18 protein-coding genes are annotated in these 20,506 nt (G+C 43.9%); 4 read left to right on the forward strand and 14 right to left on the reverse strand.

The genetic code is table 11. The features are described from left to right. Positions 1-18 precede the first annotated feature (18 nt). The 4 genes from KCX82_RS10840 to KCX82_RS10855 all read right to left on the reverse strand — a co-directional run bounded on the left by KCX82_RS10840 (position 19) and on the right by KCX82_RS10855 (position 3,991). The gene (locus KCX82_RS10840) at positions 19-816 is read right to left on the reverse strand and encodes a YibE/F family protein (protein WP_227018485.1); all 798 of its coding nucleotides are present in this window, start codon (positions 814-816) and stop codon (positions 19-21) included. Beyond that, a complete protein-coding gene (locus tag KCX82_RS10845) occupies positions 813-1,997 on the reverse strand; it encodes a YibE/F family protein (protein WP_227018486.1) in 1,185 nt (394 codons plus the stop codon). The genes KCX82_RS10840 and KCX82_RS10845 overlap by 4 nt, the downstream gene beginning before the upstream one ends. A gap of 84 nt (positions 1,998-2,081) precedes the next feature. Beyond that, positions 2,082-3,320, reverse strand: a complete 1,239-nt coding sequence (locus KCX82_RS10850; RefSeq protein ID WP_227018487.1) for a sensor histidine kinase — start codon at positions 3,318-3,320, stop codon at positions 2,082-2,084. Beyond that, a complete protein-coding gene (locus KCX82_RS10855; RefSeq protein WP_227018488.1) occupies positions 3,317-3,991 on the reverse strand; it encodes a response regulator transcription factor in 675 nt (224 codons plus the stop codon). The genes KCX82_RS10850 and KCX82_RS10855 overlap by 4 nt, the downstream gene beginning before the upstream one ends. Positions 3,992-4,228: 237 nt before the next feature. Here KCX82_RS10855 and KCX82_RS10860 point away from each other — a divergent pair, with 237 nt between their 5' ends. From KCX82_RS10860 to KCX82_RS10870, 3 genes are all read left to right on the forward strand, one after another. Then, entirely contained in the window at positions 4,229-4,954 is a 726-nt protein-coding gene (locus tag KCX82_RS10860) for a polyphosphate polymerase domain-containing protein (protein ID WP_227018489.1), read from the forward strand. Continuing rightward, positions 4,947-5,624, forward strand: coding sequence for a DUF4956 domain-containing protein (locus tag KCX82_RS10865; protein WP_227018490.1), 678 nt, complete (start codon positions 4,947-4,949; stop codon positions 5,622-5,624). The genes KCX82_RS10860 and KCX82_RS10865 overlap by 8 nt, the downstream gene beginning before the upstream one ends. Positions 5,625-5,688: 64 nt before the next feature. Continuing rightward, entirely contained in the window at positions 5,689-7,752 is a 2,064-nt protein-coding gene (locus KCX82_RS10870; RefSeq protein WP_227018491.1) for a carbohydrate-binding domain-containing protein, read from the forward strand. 54 nt (positions 7,753-7,806) lie between these two features. On the opposite strand, the gene KCX82_RS10875 is transcribed toward KCX82_RS10870, so the two are convergent. Both KCX82_RS10875 and KCX82_RS10880 read right to left on the reverse strand, forming a co-directional pair. Further along, entirely contained in the window at positions 7,807-9,015 is a 1,209-nt protein-coding gene (locus KCX82_RS10875; RefSeq protein ID WP_227018492.1) for an amidohydrolase, read from the reverse strand. 141 nt (positions 9,016-9,156) lie between these two features. Beyond that, positions 9,157-9,342 carry a hypothetical protein gene (locus tag KCX82_RS10880; protein ID WP_227018493.1) on the reverse strand — a complete coding sequence of 62 codons (186 nt, stop codon included), beginning with the start codon at positions 9,340-9,342 and terminating at the stop codon, positions 9,157-9,159. Between the two features lie 195 nt (positions 9,343-9,537). Here KCX82_RS10880 and KCX82_RS10885 point away from each other — a divergent pair, with 195 nt between their 5' ends. Then, positions 9,538-9,705 (forward strand): CDIF630_02480 family spore surface protein, encoded by a 168-nt coding sequence (locus KCX82_RS10885; RefSeq protein WP_227018494.1) that lies wholly within the window; start codon positions 9,538-9,540, stop codon positions 9,703-9,705. A 42-nt stretch (positions 9,706-9,747) separates the two neighbouring features. Here the strand turns inward: KCX82_RS10885 and nifJ are convergent, their stop codons facing one another. The 8 genes from nifJ to KCX82_RS10925 all read right to left on the reverse strand — a co-directional run bounded on the left by nifJ (position 9,748) and on the right by KCX82_RS10925 (position 20,499). Further along, positions 9,748-13,275, reverse strand: a complete 3,528-nt coding sequence (nifJ, locus tag KCX82_RS10890; RefSeq protein WP_227018495.1) for a pyruvate:ferredoxin (flavodoxin) oxidoreductase — start codon at positions 13,273-13,275, stop codon at positions 9,748-9,750. Between the two features lie 128 nt (positions 13,276-13,403). After that, a complete protein-coding gene (locus tag KCX82_RS10895) occupies positions 13,404-13,868 on the reverse strand; it encodes a YgaP-like transmembrane domain (protein ID WP_227018496.1) in 465 nt (154 codons plus the stop codon). An 84-nt stretch (positions 13,869-13,952) separates the two neighbouring features. Beyond that, positions 13,953-15,383 carry a DUF4340 domain-containing protein gene (locus KCX82_RS10900; RefSeq protein WP_227018497.1) on the reverse strand — a complete coding sequence of 477 codons (1,431 nt, stop codon included), beginning with the start codon at positions 15,381-15,383 and terminating at the stop codon, positions 13,953-13,955. Continuing rightward, on the reverse strand, positions 15,383-16,846 hold the full coding sequence (locus KCX82_RS10905) for a DUF7088 domain-containing protein (RefSeq protein WP_227018498.1): 1,464 nt from the start codon (positions 16,844-16,846) through the stop codon (positions 15,383-15,385). Before KCX82_RS10905 ends, KCX82_RS10900 begins: the two co-directional genes overlap by 1 nt. An 11-nt stretch (positions 16,847-16,857) precedes the next feature. Then, positions 16,858-17,562, reverse strand: a complete 705-nt coding sequence (locus tag KCX82_RS10910; protein ID WP_227018499.1) for an ABC transporter permease subunit — start codon at positions 17,560-17,562, stop codon at positions 16,858-16,860. Continuing rightward, positions 17,534-18,511 carry an ABC transporter ATP-binding protein gene (locus KCX82_RS10915; RefSeq protein ID WP_227018500.1) on the reverse strand — a complete coding sequence of 326 codons (978 nt, stop codon included), beginning with the start codon at positions 18,509-18,511 and terminating at the stop codon, positions 17,534-17,536. The genes KCX82_RS10910 and KCX82_RS10915 overlap by 29 nt, the downstream gene beginning before the upstream one ends. Before the next feature lie 43 nt (positions 18,512-18,554). Continuing rightward, on the reverse strand, positions 18,555-19,514 hold the full coding sequence (locus KCX82_RS10920; protein ID WP_227018501.1) for an ROK family protein: 960 nt from the start codon (positions 19,512-19,514) through the stop codon (positions 18,555-18,557). A gap of 13 nt (positions 19,515-19,527) precedes the next feature. Continuing rightward, entirely contained in the window at positions 19,528-20,499 is a 972-nt protein-coding gene (locus KCX82_RS10925) for a Gfo/Idh/MocA family protein (protein ID WP_227018502.1), read from the reverse strand. Between the last annotated feature and the right edge of the window lie 7 nt (positions 20,500-20,506).

Here is a 20,506-nt window from a genome sequence, read left to right on the forward strand (position 1 = left end):
CAGCCGGCAGCTGCAAAATCAATGATTTGAAAACAACTCATCTTCATTCAAAAGTTTTTGAAACCTGCCTGGATTTTTCAGCAAATAGGAGATGATCGACGAAGTAAGGGGTATCATCATGACACACCCAATACCGCTGAGAAGAATGGCGGCAACCTCCTGAAAAAAAGCTTTTGAGTTGATGACATCCAAGACGGAGTAATGGAAATTTTTGAACAGAAGAAACAGCATCATGGATTCTCCCAAGTAAGCAAAATACAAGGTGTTTATTGTGGTTCCCAAAATGTCCCTGCCAATTGCCATTCCCGATCGAAAGAGCTCCGTAACGCTTAGATGTCTATTATTTTTATAAACTTCATAAACCGCTGATGATACAGCAATGGAAGTATCCATCACGGCCCCCATCAACCCGATAAGAATCATGGAGACGGCTATCTGGGCCATACTGACCTGAATATCTGCAGACAGTCCAAAGACTTCATCCTCCCGTTGGAGAATTTCGCTGAGTCCCCGCAGCTTTGCATCATACCCTATTTCATAGGTAAGGAAAAATAAAATCAGAATCCCAATCAATAATGCTGCGAAGGAGGCAATCGTCTTTGCATTTTTCCCGTTTTGATAAAATAATGTGATATAACTGATTAAAAGACAGGATATAAAAGTCACCAGTATAGGGCTTATGCCCCATGACATGGCCAGTATGGAAATCGTAAGGACAAGCAGATTCCAACCAAGAGAAAAAAAGGTGATTGCGCCCCGCTCGCCGCCTATTACAACCAAAAGTATGACAAGAACGGCTCCTAATAAGAAAATCATCTGCTGAACCTCCAATTCCTCCAGCTTGTTGTTCTCCGGAACAGTATCATTGCAACGAACAGGGAGATGGGAATGCACAGAAGGATCCCGATACTGCCGATCAAAAACCGATACCATTCCATAGGCATATGCTGAGAGACGATGGTGAATAATCTGACGTCGTTCTTCATCTTAAGAATGATCAGAGGAATGCTTCCGCTTAAATACGTAAAGAGCAGAACATTAATCATGGTTCCCATAATATCATGTCCTACTTCTCTTCCGGACTGCAACAAGCTCCGATAAGAAATCTTCGGGTCTCTGGATATCAATTCACTGATTGTAGAGGACATGGTGATAGATACGTCCATAATAGCTCCCAAGCCGCCAAGAAGAATTTGGGACATAAAAATCTCATAAAGATCGTTGGGGTTCACCAGATATTCCATAAACGCATAATCTACGCCATCCGTAACGGACATCGAAACTTGAAACAACGTCATGGTAATCCATACCGTCAGAATTGCCGAAAAGATCGCCGAAAAAGTCTTTCTTTGAAATCCGCTTACCAATAAGAGGGATATGGAAGAAAAAAATATCACCAGGCCATTGCTGAGGGCCAATATATTGATACCATCGGCATACCGGTCAAGAGCAAACCAGAATACAACAATATTAATCATTAGAGAAAGCATCGTCAAAAGTCCTTTTCTTCCTGCAGCTACCGCAATAAGCAAGAATAGCAAAGCTACAAGTATACTCAGATATTTATCACGTTTCAGACCTGAAATGGATCCTGTCAGCTGCTGCTGATTTTCATCCTTTATCTTGACAAAGACCTCGTCCCCGGCTTTATATTCATCATCATAGACACCGGAGGAAGAAAACACATTATTAATCTTTATCTCCTTCCCTTTTAGGGAGCCATTCTTGATCATACCGGTCAGAGTCTGCTTATAATAAGTCTCCGTTTCTCCATGTCCGCCGGATTCTATATGGTCAAAAGAAGTTTCCTCATGGAGGATCTTTACGATGGCGTCGTCATACCAGCTGTAATTCTGTGAAACAACCAGAAAAACAGCAACAAAAAATACCAGCATAGCAAAACAAAATGCCGTATATTTTTTATGTGCTTTCATTTTATTTTTTATTTTGGAAGACCCCGTATCTATCAGAATTGAAGTCCAATTCTTCTTGCTCATAATCTTTCTGCCCTTTTTTCATTTGGTATTCCCTTCAATCATATCAACAAACAGGAATTCGTCAAATGAAAATTTATCATTTCTTCAGGACTTGTTGGAAAAAATTACGGTAAAGGTGGTTCCCGCAGCCTGATTGCTTTCTACGGAAATTCTTCCGTGATGATTGTCAACGATAGCCTTCGCGATAGCCAGACCCAATCCAAAACCTCCATGTTCCCTTGCCCTGGCACTGTCTGAACGATAAAAGCGTTCAAAAATATGATCCAGATGTTTTTGTGAAATAGGTACTCCGGTGTTATTTACCGATAGCCGTATCTGATCATTTTTACGTTCCAGAGAAAAGGTCACCGTTCCCTGTGCACCGGCATACTTACAGGCGTTATCCAGCAAAATCACCACCAGTTGCTTCAGCTGTCCTTCGTCGCCCTGCAGTGTAATGTCAGGGGCAATATTGCTTTCAATGCTGATTCCCTGTTCGTACGCATAGGACTCAAAAGGAAGAAGGCAGCTCCATACCGCATCGGTAAAATTTACATTAGTTTGCACCAAAGCCGGTGCGCGGTATGCATCCGATTTCGCGAGAAAGAGTAAATCATCCACCAGTTTTTTCATTCGATTCGCTTCTGCTTGAGTATATTCTACCCATTTTTTTTGATCGGAAATGGTATCATGGGGATGGGACAAAAGAATACCCGTATTGGCCAGAATAACCGTTAAGGGGGTTTTCAGTTCATGGGAAGCATCTGCAACAAACTGGCGCTGTTGTTCCCATGCTTTTTCAACCGGCCGCAGGGCCCAACCCGAAAGATAAAGATTAATAAAAAAGAACGCAGCAAGACCGCCAATGCCTGCGAACACCAGCATAGTAACCATATTGGTCATGGACTCAATTTCTCTGCCCATATCAGCAAATACAATTTTAAAGCCCTCCGGTGTCTGCCTGGTCAGAAAACGAAGCTGAAAATCCAGAAGAGTGCCATCTATTTTGCCGGATGCGAGTACCAATTGTGTCACTTCTTCAATGCTTTCGTCCGATATGGAAACACGATCCTTCCCTACCGTTTGGATCTCATGATTGCTATCCAGCAATACGGTAAAAGTAGGAATAAAGGCCTCTGGATTCCGCGGGCCCCTCCCTCCGATTTCAAAAACGCGAGGTTCCATACCTCCCTTCATGCTGATGACTTTGTCCATTACTTCATAGGTCTCCGCCTTGGACCACTGATAATAAAACATGCAGATCGCGAGAAATACGATTACCATAACCACACTGATTAAGGTCATATTAATAAGAATGAATTTTTTTCGTAATTTTTTAATCATTCTTCCTCCTCCAATCGATAACCTACTTTTCGTAAGGTTCCTATGGTTACTTTAGAACCCAGAAAAAAGAATTTTTTTCGCAGGAAGGAAATATAAGCCTCTACATTGTTGTCTTCCGCTCCTGATTCAACTCCCCAGATCTTCATGATCATATCCTCCTTGGGAATTACCATTTTGGGATTTGACATAAGAAGCTTCAATACTTCAAATTCTTTAAATCCAAGGTGAACAGATTTCATCCCTCGATTTAGGCTATAGGTGGAAAGGTTCAGTGTAAGGTCGGAAAAGGTGAGTTCCTCCAGAACCACATCTCCCTGCCTTCTTGAAAGAGCCCGTATTCTGGCCATAAGTTCTTCCGGTGAAAAGGGCTTTGTCATATAATCGTCCGCCCCGCAGTCCAATCCCGTAACTTTATCACCTATTTCATCCTTTGCGGTCAGGAGCAGCACCGGCACCGTACTTTTTTGGGATCTAAGCTCTTTTACTACTTCAAAGCCGTTTTTTTTCGGCAGCATGACATCCAGAATCACAACATCATAAAGACCGCTCATGGCATAATCCAATCCCGAATCTCCGTCATGCACAATATCTACCGAATATTTTTGCTCCAGCATGATCTGCCCCAATGCTTCAGACAGACGGACTTCATCCTCTACGATTAAAATACGCATAACCCCTACCTTTCTAATGCTCGTCTCTACTACTCGTCCAATAGAATCTTTCTGACTGTATCATAACACAGCCATGAATATTTGAAAATCTTATCTGAATGGGCATTTTTCTTTTCTCAGGGATAGTGTAACAGAAAAAGCTGAAATTAGTCTGAAGTGATTTTTTCAGACTAATTTCAGGAACTCATTGTATGATAGGTCCATCAGATAACCGATTCGAGATAGGAGGAGAAGAGAATGAAACAATATCAAGATAACTTTCAGAGATATGAAAAGAAATATATGTTAAGCAAAGAGCAGCATCAAGACTTCATGACTCAATTGAAAGGGGCCGTCACGAAAGATGACTACGGTCTGCACACCATCGGCAATATCTATTTCGACACCGAGAATTACGACTTGATTCGTACCTCTATCGAAAAACCCATTTACAAAGAGAAGTTGAGATTACGGAGCTACGGAGTTCCAAAGCGGGAAGATAAAGTTTTTGTGGAAATAAAAAAGAAGTTTAAAGGTGTTGTTTACAAACGAAGAGCAGCACTTTCATTAGGGGCGGCCCATCGCTACCTTTTGCTGGGGGAAAAGCCGGAAAAATCAAATCAAATTCTTCAGGAAATCGACTGGTTCATGAAAATGTATCAGCCCGATCCCAAAGTATTTATTGCTTATGACAGAACCGCTTTCTTTGGCAATGATGATCCAAATCTGCGGATTACCTTTGATGAAAATATCCGATTTCGGGAATCCTGCCTGGATCTCTCAAAAGGGAACTGGGGCGAACCCCTGTTGAATTCAGGAAAAACCCTGATGGAGATTAAAATTCCCGGTGTCATGCCGCTCTGGCTGAGCCATATACTGGCAGACTTGGAGATTTTCCCGACGTCTTATTCAAAATACGGAACCTGTTATAAAGAGCATCTCTTTCGTCAGATGCTGGCAAAAGGAGGAATGAACTGTGCTTAATAGTCTAACGAATGTAACGGCATCCGGCTCCGTAACACTGGAAAGTCTGCTGATTTGTACCTTGGCTTCCTTGATTCTGGGACTGGGAGTGGCTTTGATCTATATGTACCGAAATCTATACAGTAAAAGTTTTGTAGTAACTCTGGCATTGCTGCCCGCCATGGTGCAAATCGTCATTATGCTTGTAAACGGAAATCTTGGCGCAGGTGTCGCCGTGATGGGCGCCTTCAGTCTGGTCCGGTTTCGATCCATACCCGGCAGCGCAAGAGAAATCAGCAGCATCTTCTTCGCAATGGCAATAGGTCTTGCCACGGGCATGGGCTATGTGGCAATAGCAGTGCTCTTTCTGATTCTGATAGGCATTATGAATCTCCTGCTGAACACCCTTCGGTTTGGAGAGCAAAAGGAAGCAGAAAAAGAATTGAAAATAACCATACCCGAAAATCTTGATTACACCGGGATCTTTGATGATCTCTTTGATAAGTATACAAAAAAAGCTGAGCTGATTCGGGTGAAAACTACGAATATGGGCAGTCTGTATGAACTGCATTACCATGTCGTAACGAGAAATTCCGACATAGAAAAAAGCTTCCTGGACGAACTTCGGTGCCGGAATGGGAACTTAAACATCATCTGCGGAAGAATTCCTCTCCGACGTGATGAACTATAAAAAAAGTAAAGGGATTATTCCATCAAATACATGATGGATTGTAAAGAGAAGGAGAAATAGGAAGATGAAAGAAGATAGAAAACATCCATTTATTGAAAAAAGGCAGCTGATTTCTTTTCTGTTGGCATTGGCAATGGTGCTCAGCATTTTTACAGGATGTAAAGCGGATGCAGATGCAGGAACCGTTACAGGAGCAGCCTTGGACACCCTGACAGGAATTGAGGTTGAATACAGTGAGGAAGATATGGATGGCAGCTGGGATCCTGCAGACGCAACTTTGATTACTATGGATGGCAGCACTTTTACCGTTGATGGCAGCGGAACATCTGTTGACGGCAGCAAGCTTACCATAACGGCGGCAGGGACTTACGCCTTCAGCGGTACCTTAACAGATGGACAGATCTTGGTAGATGCCGGAAAAAAAGACACCGTACGAATCGTTCTAAACGGTGCGGAAATCTCTTGCTCTGACAACGCAGGAATCTACTCAATGCAATCGAAAAAAACCATCATTACACTGGCAGAAGGAACTGTCAATTCAGTATCTGACGGAAGTGCCTATACCTATGAAAATGGTGCTGATGAACCGGATGCTGCCATTTTTGGCAAAGATGATCTTACCGTAAACGGATCCGGGGCACTGACGGTTCACGGGAATTATAACAATGGTATCACTTCAAAAGATGATTTGGTGATCACTGGAGGTGAAATAAACCTTACGGCATTCAATGACGGCTTACGGGGCAGAGATTCCGTAGCGATTAACGGAGGAGCCTTTACCATAACGGCAAATGGGGACGGCATACAATCCAACAATGACGAAGATCCCAGCAAGGGTTGGATTTCTCTGGATGGAGGAGCCTTTACGATCATTGCAGGAAATGACGGGGTCCAGGCAGAAACATTGCTCCAGGTTACGGACGGGACCTTCGGCATCACCACCGGAGGAGGGAGCGCAAATGCCAGCACCGATAAAAATAAAAACCCGCGTCCTCAATGGGGCCAGTGGGATACACAAACAACGGCTACTGCTGTAACGGAAGAAGATACTGCTTCCGCAAAGGGGCTTAAATCAAGTGTCGGAATATTGCTAAAGGGCGGTGACTTTTCCATAGATTCCTCAGATGATTCTATTCATTCAAACGGGGATGTTCTTATCAAAGCGGGAACCCTTACCCTGACTTCAGGCGATGACGGTATCCATGCAGATGCTGCCCTGACCCTGGACGGCGGAACCCTGGACATCACCAAATCCTACGAAGGGTTGGAAGGCGCCTCAATCACCGTAAACGGCGGAACCCTGCATCTAATAGCTTCAGATGATGGATTGAATGCCGCAGGCGGAGCGGACAGCTCCTCCCAGGGCGAAAGACCGGGAGAAAACAGCTTTGCTGCTGACGCAGCTTGCTTTATCCGTATCACGGGCGGTAATTTATCCATTGATGCAGCGGGCGACGGAATCGACTCCAACGGATCTCTTTATATCGACGGCGGTACCATACAGGTAAGCGGTCCTACGGATAACGGCAACGGGCCTATAGATTACACGGATACCTTTGAGATAACAGGAGGAATCCTGGCAATTGCGGGAAGCTCCGGGATGGCCCAATCCCCCAGTGATACCTCCGCACAAAACTCCATACTGGTTTATTATACGTCGGTTCAAGCAGCAGGAACCATGGTGACACTGGCAGACGAAAGCGGAAATTCAATCTTTTCCTTTACCCCCTTAAAGGAATATCAGTCCATTCTCATTAGTTCTCCGGACCTGGCAGAAGAAAAAACCTACAGCCTTTATACCGGAGGAACCAACACCGGCGAGAAATCGGACGGCCTCATCATCGGGGGAAGCTTTTCAGGCGGAACAAAGCTTACGGAAATTACTATAACGGATACAGCAACCCGAATTTCACAGGACGGAACCGCGGTAACCGGCGGCATGGGTGGGGCCGGCGGAATGAACGGAGGGCCCGGCGGTCAGCGGTCCTTCGAGCAGAGCGGACAACAGCCGCCCTTGGGAGAAGACGGCGGGCAGGCACCCTCAGGAACAGGACGTCCCCAACGTCCTTCCGGAGAAAACGGCCAGATGCCTCCTTCCGCCGGTGCAGACTCAACTCAACAAAACTAACAAAAAAGTAGATTTTATTTAAAATAAGAAATGAGTAGGATGAAACTGTATCTCCTACTCATTTTTAGGATCGTCAACCTGATCCCTTTTCTTTTCTTTATTTTTATGATTATAGACGATTTCTCCGTCAATAATCGTATACAAAGTTTTTGTGAAAGTCTCCATGGGGTTTCCGTCAAAGATTGCGATATCGGCGTCTTTTCCGGACTCCAGGCTGCCAACACGATGTCCTACCTGACAGATTTCCGCGGCATTGATCGTAATGGCTTTTAAACCTTCTTCAATACCCAGTCCTTCCTTGGCCGCAAAACCTGCACAAATTGGTAGATATTGAATGCGCGATACGGGATGGTCTGTAGTGATCGCAACTTTCACCCCGGCCTTATGCAAAATTCCTGCCGTTTTGAAGTCCATATTCTGTACTTCTATTTTACTTCTTGAGGCAATGGCAGGGCCTAAAATTGCCGGAAAACCGGAATTTTTAATATGTTCCGGAATTAAATGTCCTTCCGTACAGTGATCCAGCGTTAAATTTACGTCAAATTCCTTTGCAATTCGAATCACTGTCAGAATATCATCCGTTCTATGAACATGGGCCTTTAGCGGAATTTCTTTATTTAATACGGGGATCCAGCACTCCTTTCTGAATTCCTCCTCAAAGTCCTTCCCTTTTTCTTGTGCCTGCTTTTTTTTCTTTAAGTACTGCTTCGCCTCAAATAATTCTTCCCTCAGCATGGCGCTGATGGTCATTCTTGTTGTTGGCATTTTATCCATATCGTTATAGTTTGTTTTTGGATTTTCTCCCAGAGCAATCTTCATGGCCGCCGGCTCCAGGACTACCATTTCATCAATGCAGCGTCCATTTGTTTTTAGAAAGGTAAATTGTCCTCCTACGACATTGGAGCTGCCCGGCCCAACCATCACAGATGTTATCCCGGAGCAAATTGCATTATGAAAAGCCGAATCCATCGGGTTGATAGCATCAACACCTCTGATGTAAGGTGTAATGGGTTCTTTCATCTCATTGCAATCATCTCCCTCAAAGCCCTTTTTCTCTTCGGTGATCCCAATATGACAATGCGCTTCTATCAATCCCGGCATCACCCAACTTCCGGCAGCATCAATGGTTTCTGTTATCTCCTGCTCATCTGCAACGATCTGCTCCCCCACTTCAATAATTTTTTTATCCTTGATCAGCACACTTCCGGTTTCATAGTTGCACCCTGACATGGTTAATATTTTCCCGTTTTTTATCAATAACATAGAAAAACCTCTTATATCGTACTTCTTTTAACGTTTCTAACATAGCTAGTATAACCAGTTTCCAAAGAACTAAAGTCTTATTTTTTTCAAAAAAACAAGAAGTAGTTTTCACTACTTCTGCTCCTGTTATTCAATTGCTTTTTATCGGTTGTTTTTGAAGTTATCGTTGTTAGTATTTTGAGCATTTCTTACATTCTGAGCATTTCTAACGTTCTTTTCATTAGCATTTCTGAAATTCTGTTCATTATTATTTTGAGAATTTCTGAAATTCTGCTCATTATTGTTTTGAGTATTTCTCAAATTGTTGTTGTTATTTCTGTTGTCCATTTTTCAATCACCTCCCATCTAAAAGTATTTGCAGAATTAAGTTTATTATTCATTCTATTTCTCCTATCTTTTCCAAAAAATATGGGATTATAGAAATAGTTTTGCTAATGAAATCCGCGAAATCTGTCAATAGAATAAACGATAAAATAAAGCAAATACTAATTACAAACAAGTGAAAAGGAGTGTTTTGTTTTAATGGCACAGAATAGATATAAAGAAACGCATATGTCCATGCCGGTAGAAAACCATGATACGGCAGCTTGGGCAAATATCAATGCAATGAAAGAAGTCTCCAACGTTCCAATACCAGATGAAATTCAAGTAAACAATGCAAAGGAATACGTGGATACAAACCAAAAATAAAGGAAGGTCTTTAATAACCTTCCTTTTTAAATTTTATTTTTATTATAAAATTTGATGCTCAGCCAGACTCTTGTTTCTTTTTAACCTGATCTCTGCATGTTCTTCGGCCAAATCAAACATCTTATCCGCGATTTCCGGAAATACATTTTTGAGCTGTGAATACCGTACCTCTCCATGAATAAATTCCTTAAAGTCAGCTTTAGGGTCTTTAGAATCAAGGGTAAATGGATTTTTCCCTTCTTTCCTTAGATCCGGGTTAAATCGGTAAAGCTGCCAATAGCCTGCTTCAACTGCCCTCTTTTCCTCCATGATGCTGGTTCCCATCCCGGATTTGATTCCATGACTTACACATGGAGAATACGCGATGATTAGTGACGGTCCTTTGTAGTTCTCTGCTTCTGATATCGCTTTCAGTGTTTGGTTCATGTCGGCTCCCATTGCAATTTGGGCTACATAGACATAACCATAGGTCATTGCAATCAGCCCCAGATCTTTTTTCCTGATCTTCTTTCCGGCTGCCGCCAGCTTTGCAACCGAAGCGGTAGGTGTAGACTTTGAGCATTGTCCTCCGGTATTGGAATAAACCTCCGTATCCATGACGAAGAGGTTAATATCATTCCCCATGGCCAATACATGGTCAAGACCTCCAAAGTCAATGTCATAGGACCAGCCGTCTCCGCCGATTGCCCAGACAGACTTCTTGATGAGAAAATCTTTTCGTTTCAGGACTTCATCAATTAAATGGTGATCATTAAAGTTTTTGCCTTTTATGACATTTAAAATTTTTGCGGCTGCCCTCTTGGATTCCTCCCCGTCATCCTTTACTGCCAGCCAATTGGAAAATGCCTCTTTTAACGTAGGATCAAAGGGTGCCTTCGCGGCTTTCTCTATTATTTCCGTTAGTTTTTCCCTTATTTGCTCTACTCCCAGGCACATTCCCAGCCCGAATTCAGCAGCATCTTCAAACAACGGATTGATCCAGGCAGGCCCTTTCCCCTCAGCATTGGTTGTATAGGCAATGGACGGAGCATAGGCTCCCCAAATGGAAGAACACCCGGTGGCATTGGAGATCATCATTCTATCTCCGAAAAGCTGAGTCAGTAATCTGATATAAGGTGTCTCCCCGCAGCCTGGGCAAGCTCCGTTAAACTCCAGCAACGGTCTTACAAACTGGCTTCCGATCAATGTCTTTTTGTCCATTAAATCGTCCTTGGCAGTTACTGTCATAGCGAACTCCCAATTATCAGCTTCCATTTCGATTTCCTGCTCCGCCGGCTTCATAATCAGCGCTTTTCCCTTTGCCGGACAAATATCGGCACAGTTACCGCATCCGGTACAATCCAACGGCGCCACCTGTATGCGGTATTCCAGATGTTCCAACCCCTTACCTGCTGCTTTTTTGGTTTTGAAAGTATCGGGTTTTTGTTTGTTTTCATTATCATCCAAAAGGAAAGGACGTATGGTGGCATGCGGACAGATATAGGAGCAGCGATTGCATTGGATACATTTATCAATCTGCCATTCCGGTATCATAGGGGCAATTCCTCTCTTTTCATAGGCGGTCGTACCAAGAGGATAGGTTCCGTCCTCCATTCCCTTGAAGGTGCTTACCGGCAAATCATCACCTTCCAGTTTTGCCATGGGTCTTTGAATACTCTTTACAAATGCCGGCTCATCCTTTTGCGTCAGGTCATCGCCATCTTCCGCATTGATCCAGGAGGAAGGAACTTCTACCTTTTTTAAAGCTGCTATGGAGTGATCCACGGCGGCTTTATTGATTGCTACAATGTCACTGCCCTTTCTCCCGTACATCTTCTCAATAGAGTCTTTTAGGTAATTCAATGCCTCTTCCACGGGAAGCACCTTTGAGAGCTTAAAGAAAGTCGCCTGCATAACCATATTGATTCTATTTCCAAGTCCCAGTTCAGAAGCTATGGCCAGTGCATCGATGATATAAAAATGAATATCATTTTCAGCGATATAGTTTCTAATGCAGGCAGGTATCTTCTCTTCTAATTCATCTTCGGTCCAAGGGCAATTCAATACAAAAGTGCCGCCTTTTTTCAACCCTTTTAACAAATCATACTGATAAACGAAAGCCTTGTTATGGCAGGCAATATAATCTGCATTGAAAACCAGATACGGAGATCTCAGCGGACTTGGCCCAAACCGCAGATGAGATACCGTAGTTCCTCCTGATTTTTTGCTGTCATAGGAAAAATAGGCTTGTACATGCAGGTTTGTATTGTCGCCGATGATTTTAATGGCTGTTTTATTTGCGCCTACCGTTCCGTCCGAACCAAGTCCCCAGATTCTGCAGCTGATGGTTCCTTCCGGTGTTGTATCAACCACTTCACCCTCCGGAAGCGATGTGTCCGTAACATCGTCTACGATACCGATGGTAAAGCGATCCTTGGGTTTTTCCTGTTTTAAGTTTTCTATCACAGAAATGATTTGTGACGGTCTTGTATCTTTCGAAGAAAGCCCATATCTGCCGCCTACGATAACAGGCGGATTTTCCATATCCTTGTAAGCCTTCAGAACATCCAGGTACAGGGGTTCTCCCGGTGATCCCGGTTCTTTGGTTCTGTCCAGTACAGCGATTCTCTTTACCGTCTTCGGCATTGCTTCCAGCAAATGTTTCTCGGAAAACGGTCGATATAAGTGAACTCGGATTGCTCCGGTTTTTTCTCCTTTATTGTTTAAATAATCAATGGTTTCATCAATGGTATCACTGGCTGAGCCCATGGCTACAATTACATATTCCGCATCCGCCGCACCATAGTAATCGAATAATTTATACTTTCTGCCCGTAATTGCACCCAATTTGTCCATATAACCCTGTACGATATCCGGTAGTGCATCATAATAAGGATTTGCACTTTCTCTTTGCTGAAAATAGATGTCCGGATTCTGTGTGGTTCCTCTTGCTACAGGGTGCTCGGGATTCAGGGCACGATTTCTAAATGCATCTATCGCTTGATGATTTACTATACTTTTAATATCCTCATAGTCAATAACCTGTATCTTCTGATATTCGTGAGATGTTCGGAATCCATCAAAAAAGTGTAAAAAAGGGATTCTTGACTCAATGGCCGACAAGTGGGCGATTACGCCTAAATCCATAACTTCCTGCACATTGGTGGAAGCCAGCAGAGCAACACCGGTCTGACGGCAGGCCATGACATCCTGATGATCACCATAAATGGATAAAGCATGAGTGGCTATGGATCTTGCCGTTACGTGAAGGACGCCGGGCAAAAGCTCTCCTGCCATCTTATATAGATTCGGGATCATCATCAAAAGCCCCTGCGATGCCGTGTAGGTAGCTGCCAACGATCCGGATTGAAGCGCACCTCTCATAGCCGCTACGGCACCTGCCTCCGATTGCATTTCAATTACTTTAACTTCCTGATCGAAGATATTTTTCTTTCCATGAGCGGACCACTCGTCTACGCCTTCCGCCATTGGTGTGGAAGGTGTGATTGGAAAAATGGAGGCTACTTCCGTCAACGCATAGGATGCATACGCAGCAGCCTGATTTCCATCCATTGTTTCTAGTCTTTTCATTGTCTCTACTCCCTATATTTAATTTTTTATGGTCTTAAAACGACTTTGATACAGTTGTCCTGTATCTATCATGTTTATCTTTTCCATCAAATATAGAAATATGCAATTGTGCTGATGGGTCTTGCCCCTTAGTGCTTTTCCGCCTTCTTGAGAATCCGATTGGTAGTTGTTAACCTGGATTTCGTGAAATCTCGCCGCAGCAGCTTTAAGGCCATTTTTTCCTGATTAATTTCCTCTGCAGTACGGACTCCCATCCTTCTTATGATCGGAACCGGCGGGCACCATCCTTGAAGCGCATGCTGAAGAAGAAATGCACCTGCTGTAAGAGACAGCAGGGACCAGTATTTGCTTTTCGTAAGAGCCGCAAAAGAAGTCGCCACTACCAAGGTGGCCGCATTCGCTTCCAGAAAACGTTCCGTATCCCATTCTGAATCAAGCTTATGGATTTGCTCCGTTATTACATCCTTATCTGCATGTTTAAAAAGGCTTAACCTTTCTACCGTATGCTCTCTAATTTTCTTATTGATCTCCGGATCCGTACTCCGGTCAACGCGCCAGGATGTAGGCGGCAATTTCATATTGGTATGAATCATAGAGTTATTCTCCTATCAGTAAACTAAAATCAAATCTTAACGATTGACAGACTTAGTTTGCCATCAAGGATGTTTCCTTATACCTTACCAATTTTCTTCTATTGCTGTTCCGTTCTTGATCCCCTCACAACCGTCCAATACCCTTTCAAGATAGGAAGACTTCATGGTAAATTCCAGCTTTCCGTTCACTTCTACCAAAACCTTTCTGGAATCAGCTTCATAAATCTTCATGGTATCCTTTGGTTTTTCTTTGTCCTTATAAACGTACTCGACGGTGAGAACAGGGCTGCCGTCAGCAATCATCTTCGTTCTCGGTTCTCCATCGTTGCAGGCGCTGGTTATCAGCCGGAAATAGGACCGGAACAGTTCCATATTCAGATTTCGTCCATAAAGGGTAACCGACAGATCTTTGTTGGTTTCACCGAAAAACGCAAACTCCAACGTTTCTGCCGGTGTGGTGACCTTCATCTTATCCAGATCAGTAATAAAGGGAGTCAAAAACCAACGCATGACAAAGTCTTCATACGTAATTTTTGTAAATGCCACATCCAAAATTTTATAAATTACTGCATTATCGTTACAGGTCATGATCAAACTGCCGTCATCCTGTTTCACAACTTTGAGATGATATTCCTCCGATTTGGCATCTTCCCCGTTCTGTATGGTAAAATCAGCGGTAAGATAGGGATGATCAAAACCATAGGAAGAAAGGGTATTTTCGTCACAATTATAAGCCGCAATCCCTTCTGAAACAATTCCGAGCATGGACTGGAATACCTCCGCACCTTTCGTCTGATCCAGTTCGTGAAATCCAGGAGACCGGATCAAGTGCGTGGCCACGCCGAAGGAAGCTGCTTCTCTCATCTCCTGCTTATCGTGTTCATCCACCCATTCAATAACGATGGGTTCCGGCAGCAGGGAACCTCCAAAAGTAACATCTCTGACCACCGACAGAGCGGAGGGCATTTTTCGGGTAGGTGTGATCTGGTATTGTATAAATTTTTCCACTGCCATGGTGAAACGAATGGTATAAGACCTTGGCATTAAATAAACTGCGGGATCACCCGCCATCTGCACGTAAACACCATCCGAAAGCTTTTCCTCCTGCCCGATCAACAGTTGGGCAGCGGACCCGTCCGTATATTCAATTTCCACGGAAGCTCTTGGCGCTTCCAGTCCATATTGACTCAGATCCTCCGGCTGATCGGATACTTTTTCACTCACTGCAATCATACTGCATTCATCCAGCAAGAGCTGCAGATAATCGGTGTTTACAAGCTCAGCAGGAATATCATGGACGGTAAATCCGCCGCCTTCCTGAATCACCTCATAAAATCCCTCTTCGTTGTTTACGGAAACATGAGCCACGTCCATCATGTCATGTTCAAGAAGATAGAAAACGTCCTGTTCTTCTTTCTTCACTTCAACTGGAGAAAAAAGCAAAAACACCAGTACTACGGCCAGTACCCCGGCAAATACAAGCATCCCTATCAGCAGTTTTTTTGGATTACCCATTATTTATGCCTCCTGTAAAGCCATACCGCGATACCTACTGCGAAAATCGCCAGCGGAATCAGCAATGCAAAGACCAATCCAAGCCAGTTTGCCTGCGAAGTAGAAATGTTCAATTCTCTCCCGGTTATGGTTTTCGACTGTATTTTAACAGAATCCTTCTTCTCGGAAAGGGTATTGAATAAATTTAATAAATATTCACTATTTGATAAAGAGTCATTTTCAATGGAATAGCCGTCCAGCATTCCCGAAGAGCCGGATACGATAATATTAGACTGCTTCTCCACCTTTCCTGTGGATTTATCTTTGATAGCGTAGCTGGCCAGTACCAATGCCGGAAACGGTCCCCTCACCGAAGCGTCTTTCTGTGTAAAACTTTCCGGTGCGTCGGAAGGTCTTACCGCCGCAGTTTTCCCAAACTCCAACAGTACTTTTACCGAATTATTATTGCGGTATTCGTATAGCGTTTCCAACGGCCTGGAAATGGGCATCAGCATTGGCGAATTCCTGTCCCGCAGCATGTCTCTGTATTCTTCCTCGGCATAATCCGCTGCCGCGTAGAAAGGATGATAGTTATAAACGCGTTTCTCATCTGTCTCGAAAACAGCACCGTCTTCTATTTGGATCCCCCATTCCCGCAAAAATGCTTCCAGATTCGGAAGGGGTTTCTGTTCCGCATCAGCGGTATAAAGAAGTGTCTTTCCGTAATTACCGTTATTGTATAAGAATTCATCCAATTTCTTTATGACATCCTGGCTCAGATCCGTATGCGGAGCAATCAGTACAGCAAATTTACATTCTGGATCTAAGTCCTCCGTAATCAAATTTGCCGTCACTACTTCAAAATTATTATTTTTTAACAGAGTGGCAAAGGATGACATGGTATATTCCCCGCTTCCCGTAAGTATGGTAACCAAAGTCGGATCGTCGCTGATAACGTTCAAAATGGCAGATGCCAGTACCTGATCCGCCTTGGAAGAAGCAATGGCAGACCTTCCATTGCTGTCATAGGTATAATTGAACAGCTCCTTTGTTGTGATAACCCTATGTTTGCCGTTGCTGGAGATAAGAATATCTCCGTGCGACATGATCACATCGGGATATTGGGAAGAAAAGGTTGGATCCGCCACGTAATTAACGTAGTTTAGAGAAATATTCTTTCCGTATTTTTCGTATTGACGAATGATTTCGTTCGCCTGGGCCATGTATGTAGAATCGCCTACAAAATCATTTTCCTTTGCAAGCACATGAATCTCCACCGGATTTTGAAGATCGGCAATGAAAGCTTTGCTTTCCGGGCTGATCTCATAAAGTCCATCCTTGGTCAAATCGACGCTTATGGGATATCTCTCATGTAAAACTCCCATTATGGCATTGAGTAAGAAGACGATGATAACCAAAAGCAGAAGGAACGCCCAGAAATAAAACTTGGTCTGCCCGGTTTTATGGATGGAATTTTGCTTCATCTCGTAACCCCCTAACTCCAGCGTCTTTTCTCAAGAGCACCAACGGCTAAACATAAAAACAAAAAAGTGATGCTTAGAAAAAAAATAATATCCGTTACATTCAAAATGCCCAGTGTAAAAGAGGTATACCTGTTCTGAAAGGATAGGCCTTCAAGAATCTTCTTTACAAAAGGAAGGGAGATCACCGGGGAAAGGGTATCAATGAGCATTAGAAAAAAACTGGCAGCAAAACCGCATATAGCTGCAATTACCTGGCTTTCCGTCAAAGACGACAGGAACAGGCAAATAGCGATTAACGTGATGCCTAAAAGAAACAATCCGATAAAATGGCTGAAAATCACCGGCCACTCCGGTTCTGCAAGTCTGGAAATCACCACCGCTGCCACCATGGTACTCATGATGGAAAGAAGATAAACGCATACAGCAGAAAGATATTTCCCAAGCACAAGACTAGCCCTGCTGACAGGTGCCGTTAAGAGAAGCTGATCTGTTTTCAGCTTCTTATCCTCACTCATCAGGCGCATGGTCAGGATAGGGATCAGAAATAAAACTACGGTAAACAATGTGCTGAAAATACCGCGCATGTCCGTAGTATTTCCATAGAGGTTATAGGCGAAAAAAAAGTATCCGGTAAATAGAAACATAACCCCCACGAATACATAGCCAAGGGGAGACTGAAAATAAGCTTTAATTTCCCGGTCTAATATTGCCAGCATCCTTGCCACCTCCTTTTTCCGGGCTTTGATGAATCAGCTTAAGGAAAATTTCTTCAAGCGTAAAGTCATTTCCCTTCATTGAAAGGATCGGCAAATCCGCTTTCGCAAAGGTTCGAAATACAGCCTCGCGGATATCCTGGTCTTCCGGTCCAGTTAACTCGTATTCATATACATCCGTTTCTTTTTCCGCCAGCAGCTTCACATGGCATGGTACAGCCATAGCGGACACGGCCTGGATTACGGCCTCCGAACTGCCTTTGATCCAGGCCGTGACCTGATGAGGAGAGGTGATGGTACGGGATAAATTCTCGGGGGTATCATCCGCAATCAGTTTTCCCTGATGAAGAACGACCACCCGGCTGCACATTTCCTTGATTTCAGGGAGAATGTGAGAAGATACAATAATGGTTCTTTCTTTTCCAAGTTCCTTGATAAGGGTTCTGATTTCAATAATCTGAGACGGATCCAAACCTGCTGTAGGTTCATCCAGAATCAATACTTTCGGGTTTCCTGCCAGAGCCTGGGCTAAACCGACTCGTTGTTTATACCCTTTTGATAAGTTTTTTATAAGCCGATTGGAAACTGCCGTAATCCCTACTTGCCGGCAAATTTCCTCAATATGTACATCCTTATTTCTAACTTTCTTTAAGCTGCAGACAAATTCCAGATATTCTCTTACCTTCATATCCAAATAGAGCGGGGGCTGTTCCGGCAGATATCCGATGGTGCTCTTCGCTTTCATGGGCTCCAGCATGATATCATACCCATTTACGGTTACCGTACCTTCCGTAGCGCCGATATATCCGGTCAGAATATTCATGGTGGTTGATTTTCCGGCACCGTTCAAACCCAGCAGCCCCAAAACTTCCCCGTCCTTTACGGAGAAGCTTACCCGATCCAGTGCCATTTTTTTCCCATAGTACTTCGTTAGATTCTTAACTTCAATCAATGCCTTCCCCCCTAAAGTTATCAGATGAAAAGATGACGTCTGTTCAGACTGACCCTTCCTCGTTTCTTGCAAGCATGGCTGCACCGATAATACCGGCAGTATTTCCCAGCTGTGCAGGGACAACCTCGTGATATACTTTAAAGAAGGATTTTTGCTTCACCATCTCTCTCACAGGTGCAAAGAGGAAATCTCCCGCCAGGCTGACTCCTCCTCCGAGGGCTACCACCTCCGGATCAAGCAGGGCAACCACAGAAGTAATGGCGGAGCTCAGAGAATCCACATAGGTATTGAAAATATCCAAAGCAATGGTATCTCCCTCTTTTGCGCTGTCGATCACGATTTTGGCTGTAACTTTATTCATATCGCCCTCAGCTTTTTCATAAATCATGCTGATGGGGTACTCTACGATCACTTTTCTACCCTGTTGGATCAGCCAGGTGGCGGTGCAAAGAGATTCGATACACCCCCTGTTTCCGCAGGTGCAAATGGGTCCGCCATGCTGTACGATCATATGTCCAAGCTCATTTCCGTGGCCCATGCCGCCCTTGAACATTTTACCGCCAAGAATGATGCCTCCGCCGACTCCCGTGCCCAGTGTAAACAGAACTGCTGTCTTCTTTCCCCGAAATGCTCCCGCATGAAGTTCCGCCAAAGCCGCCGCATCCGCATCATTTGCCAAATAAACCGGTATTTTCGGAAAATGCTTATGCATTTCATCAATCATAGGGACATCATGAAATCCCAGGTTATGGGCATGAATAATAATCGAGCCGCTGGCATCGATGGAGCCCGCCGTTGCAATTCCGATTGATTTGAAATCTGTTACCGGAATATTCATATCTTTGGCTAATGCAACAACCTGCTCAGCCATGAGCGCTGCCACTTTTTCATAAGTTTCTCCCTTAGGAAACGCAACATTTCTGCTGGCGACGATTTCCAAATTGTCGTGGACCACACCCACCTTTAAATTCGTACCGCCTACATCAAATCCTACTTGATACATTCCTTTTCTCCTATTATTCTTTAGAAATTTGCTCTAAAATCTCAATGACTGTCATAATCTCGTCTTCCTTTATTCTTTCGGAAGGACGACAATTTCTGATACATTCTGTGAAATGTTCCAATTCTTCTAAATATACCCCGGTTGGAGGTACGTTAATACCTGTGGGGATTTTGATTCTTTCTTCCGTGTCAAAAACCAGAGGTTCCCGATCGAATTGATAGGCCACCAGTCTGGTTCCGTCGTTGATTACCACTGCATGTTCAAAATAGACTCTCCACCTTGCTGTGAATGGAATATCCGCGTTAAACCATGCGGCCTCTGCTACAACATGAAAGTCTTGATACCGATAAAAGAATCGGTATTGTTCTCTGTAATCCTTGTTATTATTTCCGCAGCTGGTAAACTGAAATTCTTCAGGTTTTCCGAACAGGCTTACCATCAGATCCAAGTCATGGATATGCAGATCAAAGGGCAAATGACCGCTTTTTGACTTGTCAAAAAGCCAGCCCCCCTGCGCCCACCGCGGACAGGCTGATAATCGCTCAAAGGTGGCGTCAAGTACCTTGCCATATCGCTGATCCTCCACCAGTTGCTTCAAAATTTGACTTTCTCTGTAAAACCGTAAAACCTGACCGACAAGTAATTGTACACCTTTTTCCCTTGCCAGATCAAACATTTCTTTGGCATCCGATGCACTTAGCGCAATGGGTTTTTCCGTAATGACATGTTTTCCCCTTGAGAGCGATTTTATTACATGCTCTTTATGCAAAAATGTAGGGGTACAGACGTCCACCACATCGATTTCTTCCTGGTTCAGCATGGAGTCTATGTCGTCATATAAAGGCAGCCCCCATTCCGCTGCCCGCTCTTCATCCTGCTTTGTACGGCCTACGACGGCCATTACCTGGCAATCCTTCATATAGGCATAGTTGCTCCTGTGCACGGTTCCCATACCGCCAGCTCCTACAATACCAATTCGTAACATATCGCGA

The sequence above is a fragment of the Sinanaerobacter chloroacetimidivorans genome, assembly GCF_018128545.1.
In the GTDB taxonomy this organism is placed as follows: domain Bacteria; phylum Bacillota; class Clostridia; order Peptostreptococcales; family Anaerovoracaceae; genus Sinanaerobacter; species Sinanaerobacter chloroacetimidivorans.

Coding starts and splice junctions, on each gene's coding strand:
- KCX82_RS10895 (WP_227018496.1), bottom strand. CDS start 13,868: ATGATTCATACCAATATGAAATTGCCGCCTACATCCTGGCGCGTTGAC.
- KCX82_RS10880 (WP_227018493.1), bottom strand. CDS start 9,342: ATGGACAACAGAAATAACAACAACAATTTGAGAAATACTCAAAACAAT.
- KCX82_RS10845 (WP_227018486.1), bottom strand. CDS start 1,997: ATGAGCAAGAAGAATTGGACTTCAATTCTGATAGATACGGGGTCTTCC.
- KCX82_RS10885 (WP_227018494.1), top strand. CDS start 9,538: ATGGCACAGAATAGATATAAAGAAACGCATATGTCCATGCCGGTAGAA.
- KCX82_RS10925 (WP_227018502.1), bottom strand. CDS start 20,499: ATGTTACGAATTGGTATTGTAGGAGCTGGCGGTATGGGAACCGTGCAC.
- KCX82_RS10920 (WP_227018501.1), bottom strand. CDS start 19,514: ATGTATCAAGTAGGATTTGATGTAGGCGGTACGAATTTAAAGGTGGGT.
- KCX82_RS10860 (WP_227018489.1), top strand. CDS start 4,229: ATGAAACAATATCAAGATAACTTTCAGAGATATGAAAAGAAATATATG.
- KCX82_RS10905 (WP_227018498.1), bottom strand. CDS start 16,846: ATGAAGCAAAATTCCATCCATAAAACCGGGCAGACCAAGTTTTATTTC.
- KCX82_RS10850 (WP_227018487.1), bottom strand. CDS start 3,320: ATGATTAAAAAATTACGAAAAAAATTCATTCTTATTAATATGACCTTA.
- KCX82_RS10840 (WP_227018485.1), bottom strand. CDS start 816: ATGATTTTCTTATTAGGAGCCGTTCTTGTCATACTTTTGGTTGTAATA.
- KCX82_RS10870 (WP_227018491.1), top strand. CDS start 5,689: ATGAAAGAAGATAGAAAACATCCATTTATTGAAAAAAGGCAGCTGATT.
- KCX82_RS10910 (WP_227018499.1), bottom strand. CDS start 17,562: ATGCTGGCAATATTAGACCGGGAAATTAAAGCTTATTTTCAGTCTCCC.
- KCX82_RS10875 (WP_227018492.1), bottom strand. CDS start 9,015: ATGTTATTGATAAAAAACGGGAAAATATTAACCATGTCAGGGTGCAAC.
- nifJ (WP_227018495.1), bottom strand. CDS start 13,275: ATGAAAAGACTAGAAACAATGGATGGAAATCAGGCTGCTGCGTATGCA.
- KCX82_RS10900 (WP_227018497.1), bottom strand. CDS start 15,383: ATGGGTAATCCAAAAAAACTGCTGATAGGGATGCTTGTATTTGCCGGG.
- KCX82_RS10855 (WP_227018488.1), bottom strand. CDS start 3,991: ATGCGTATTTTAATCGTAGAGGATGAAGTCCGTCTGTCTGAAGCATTG.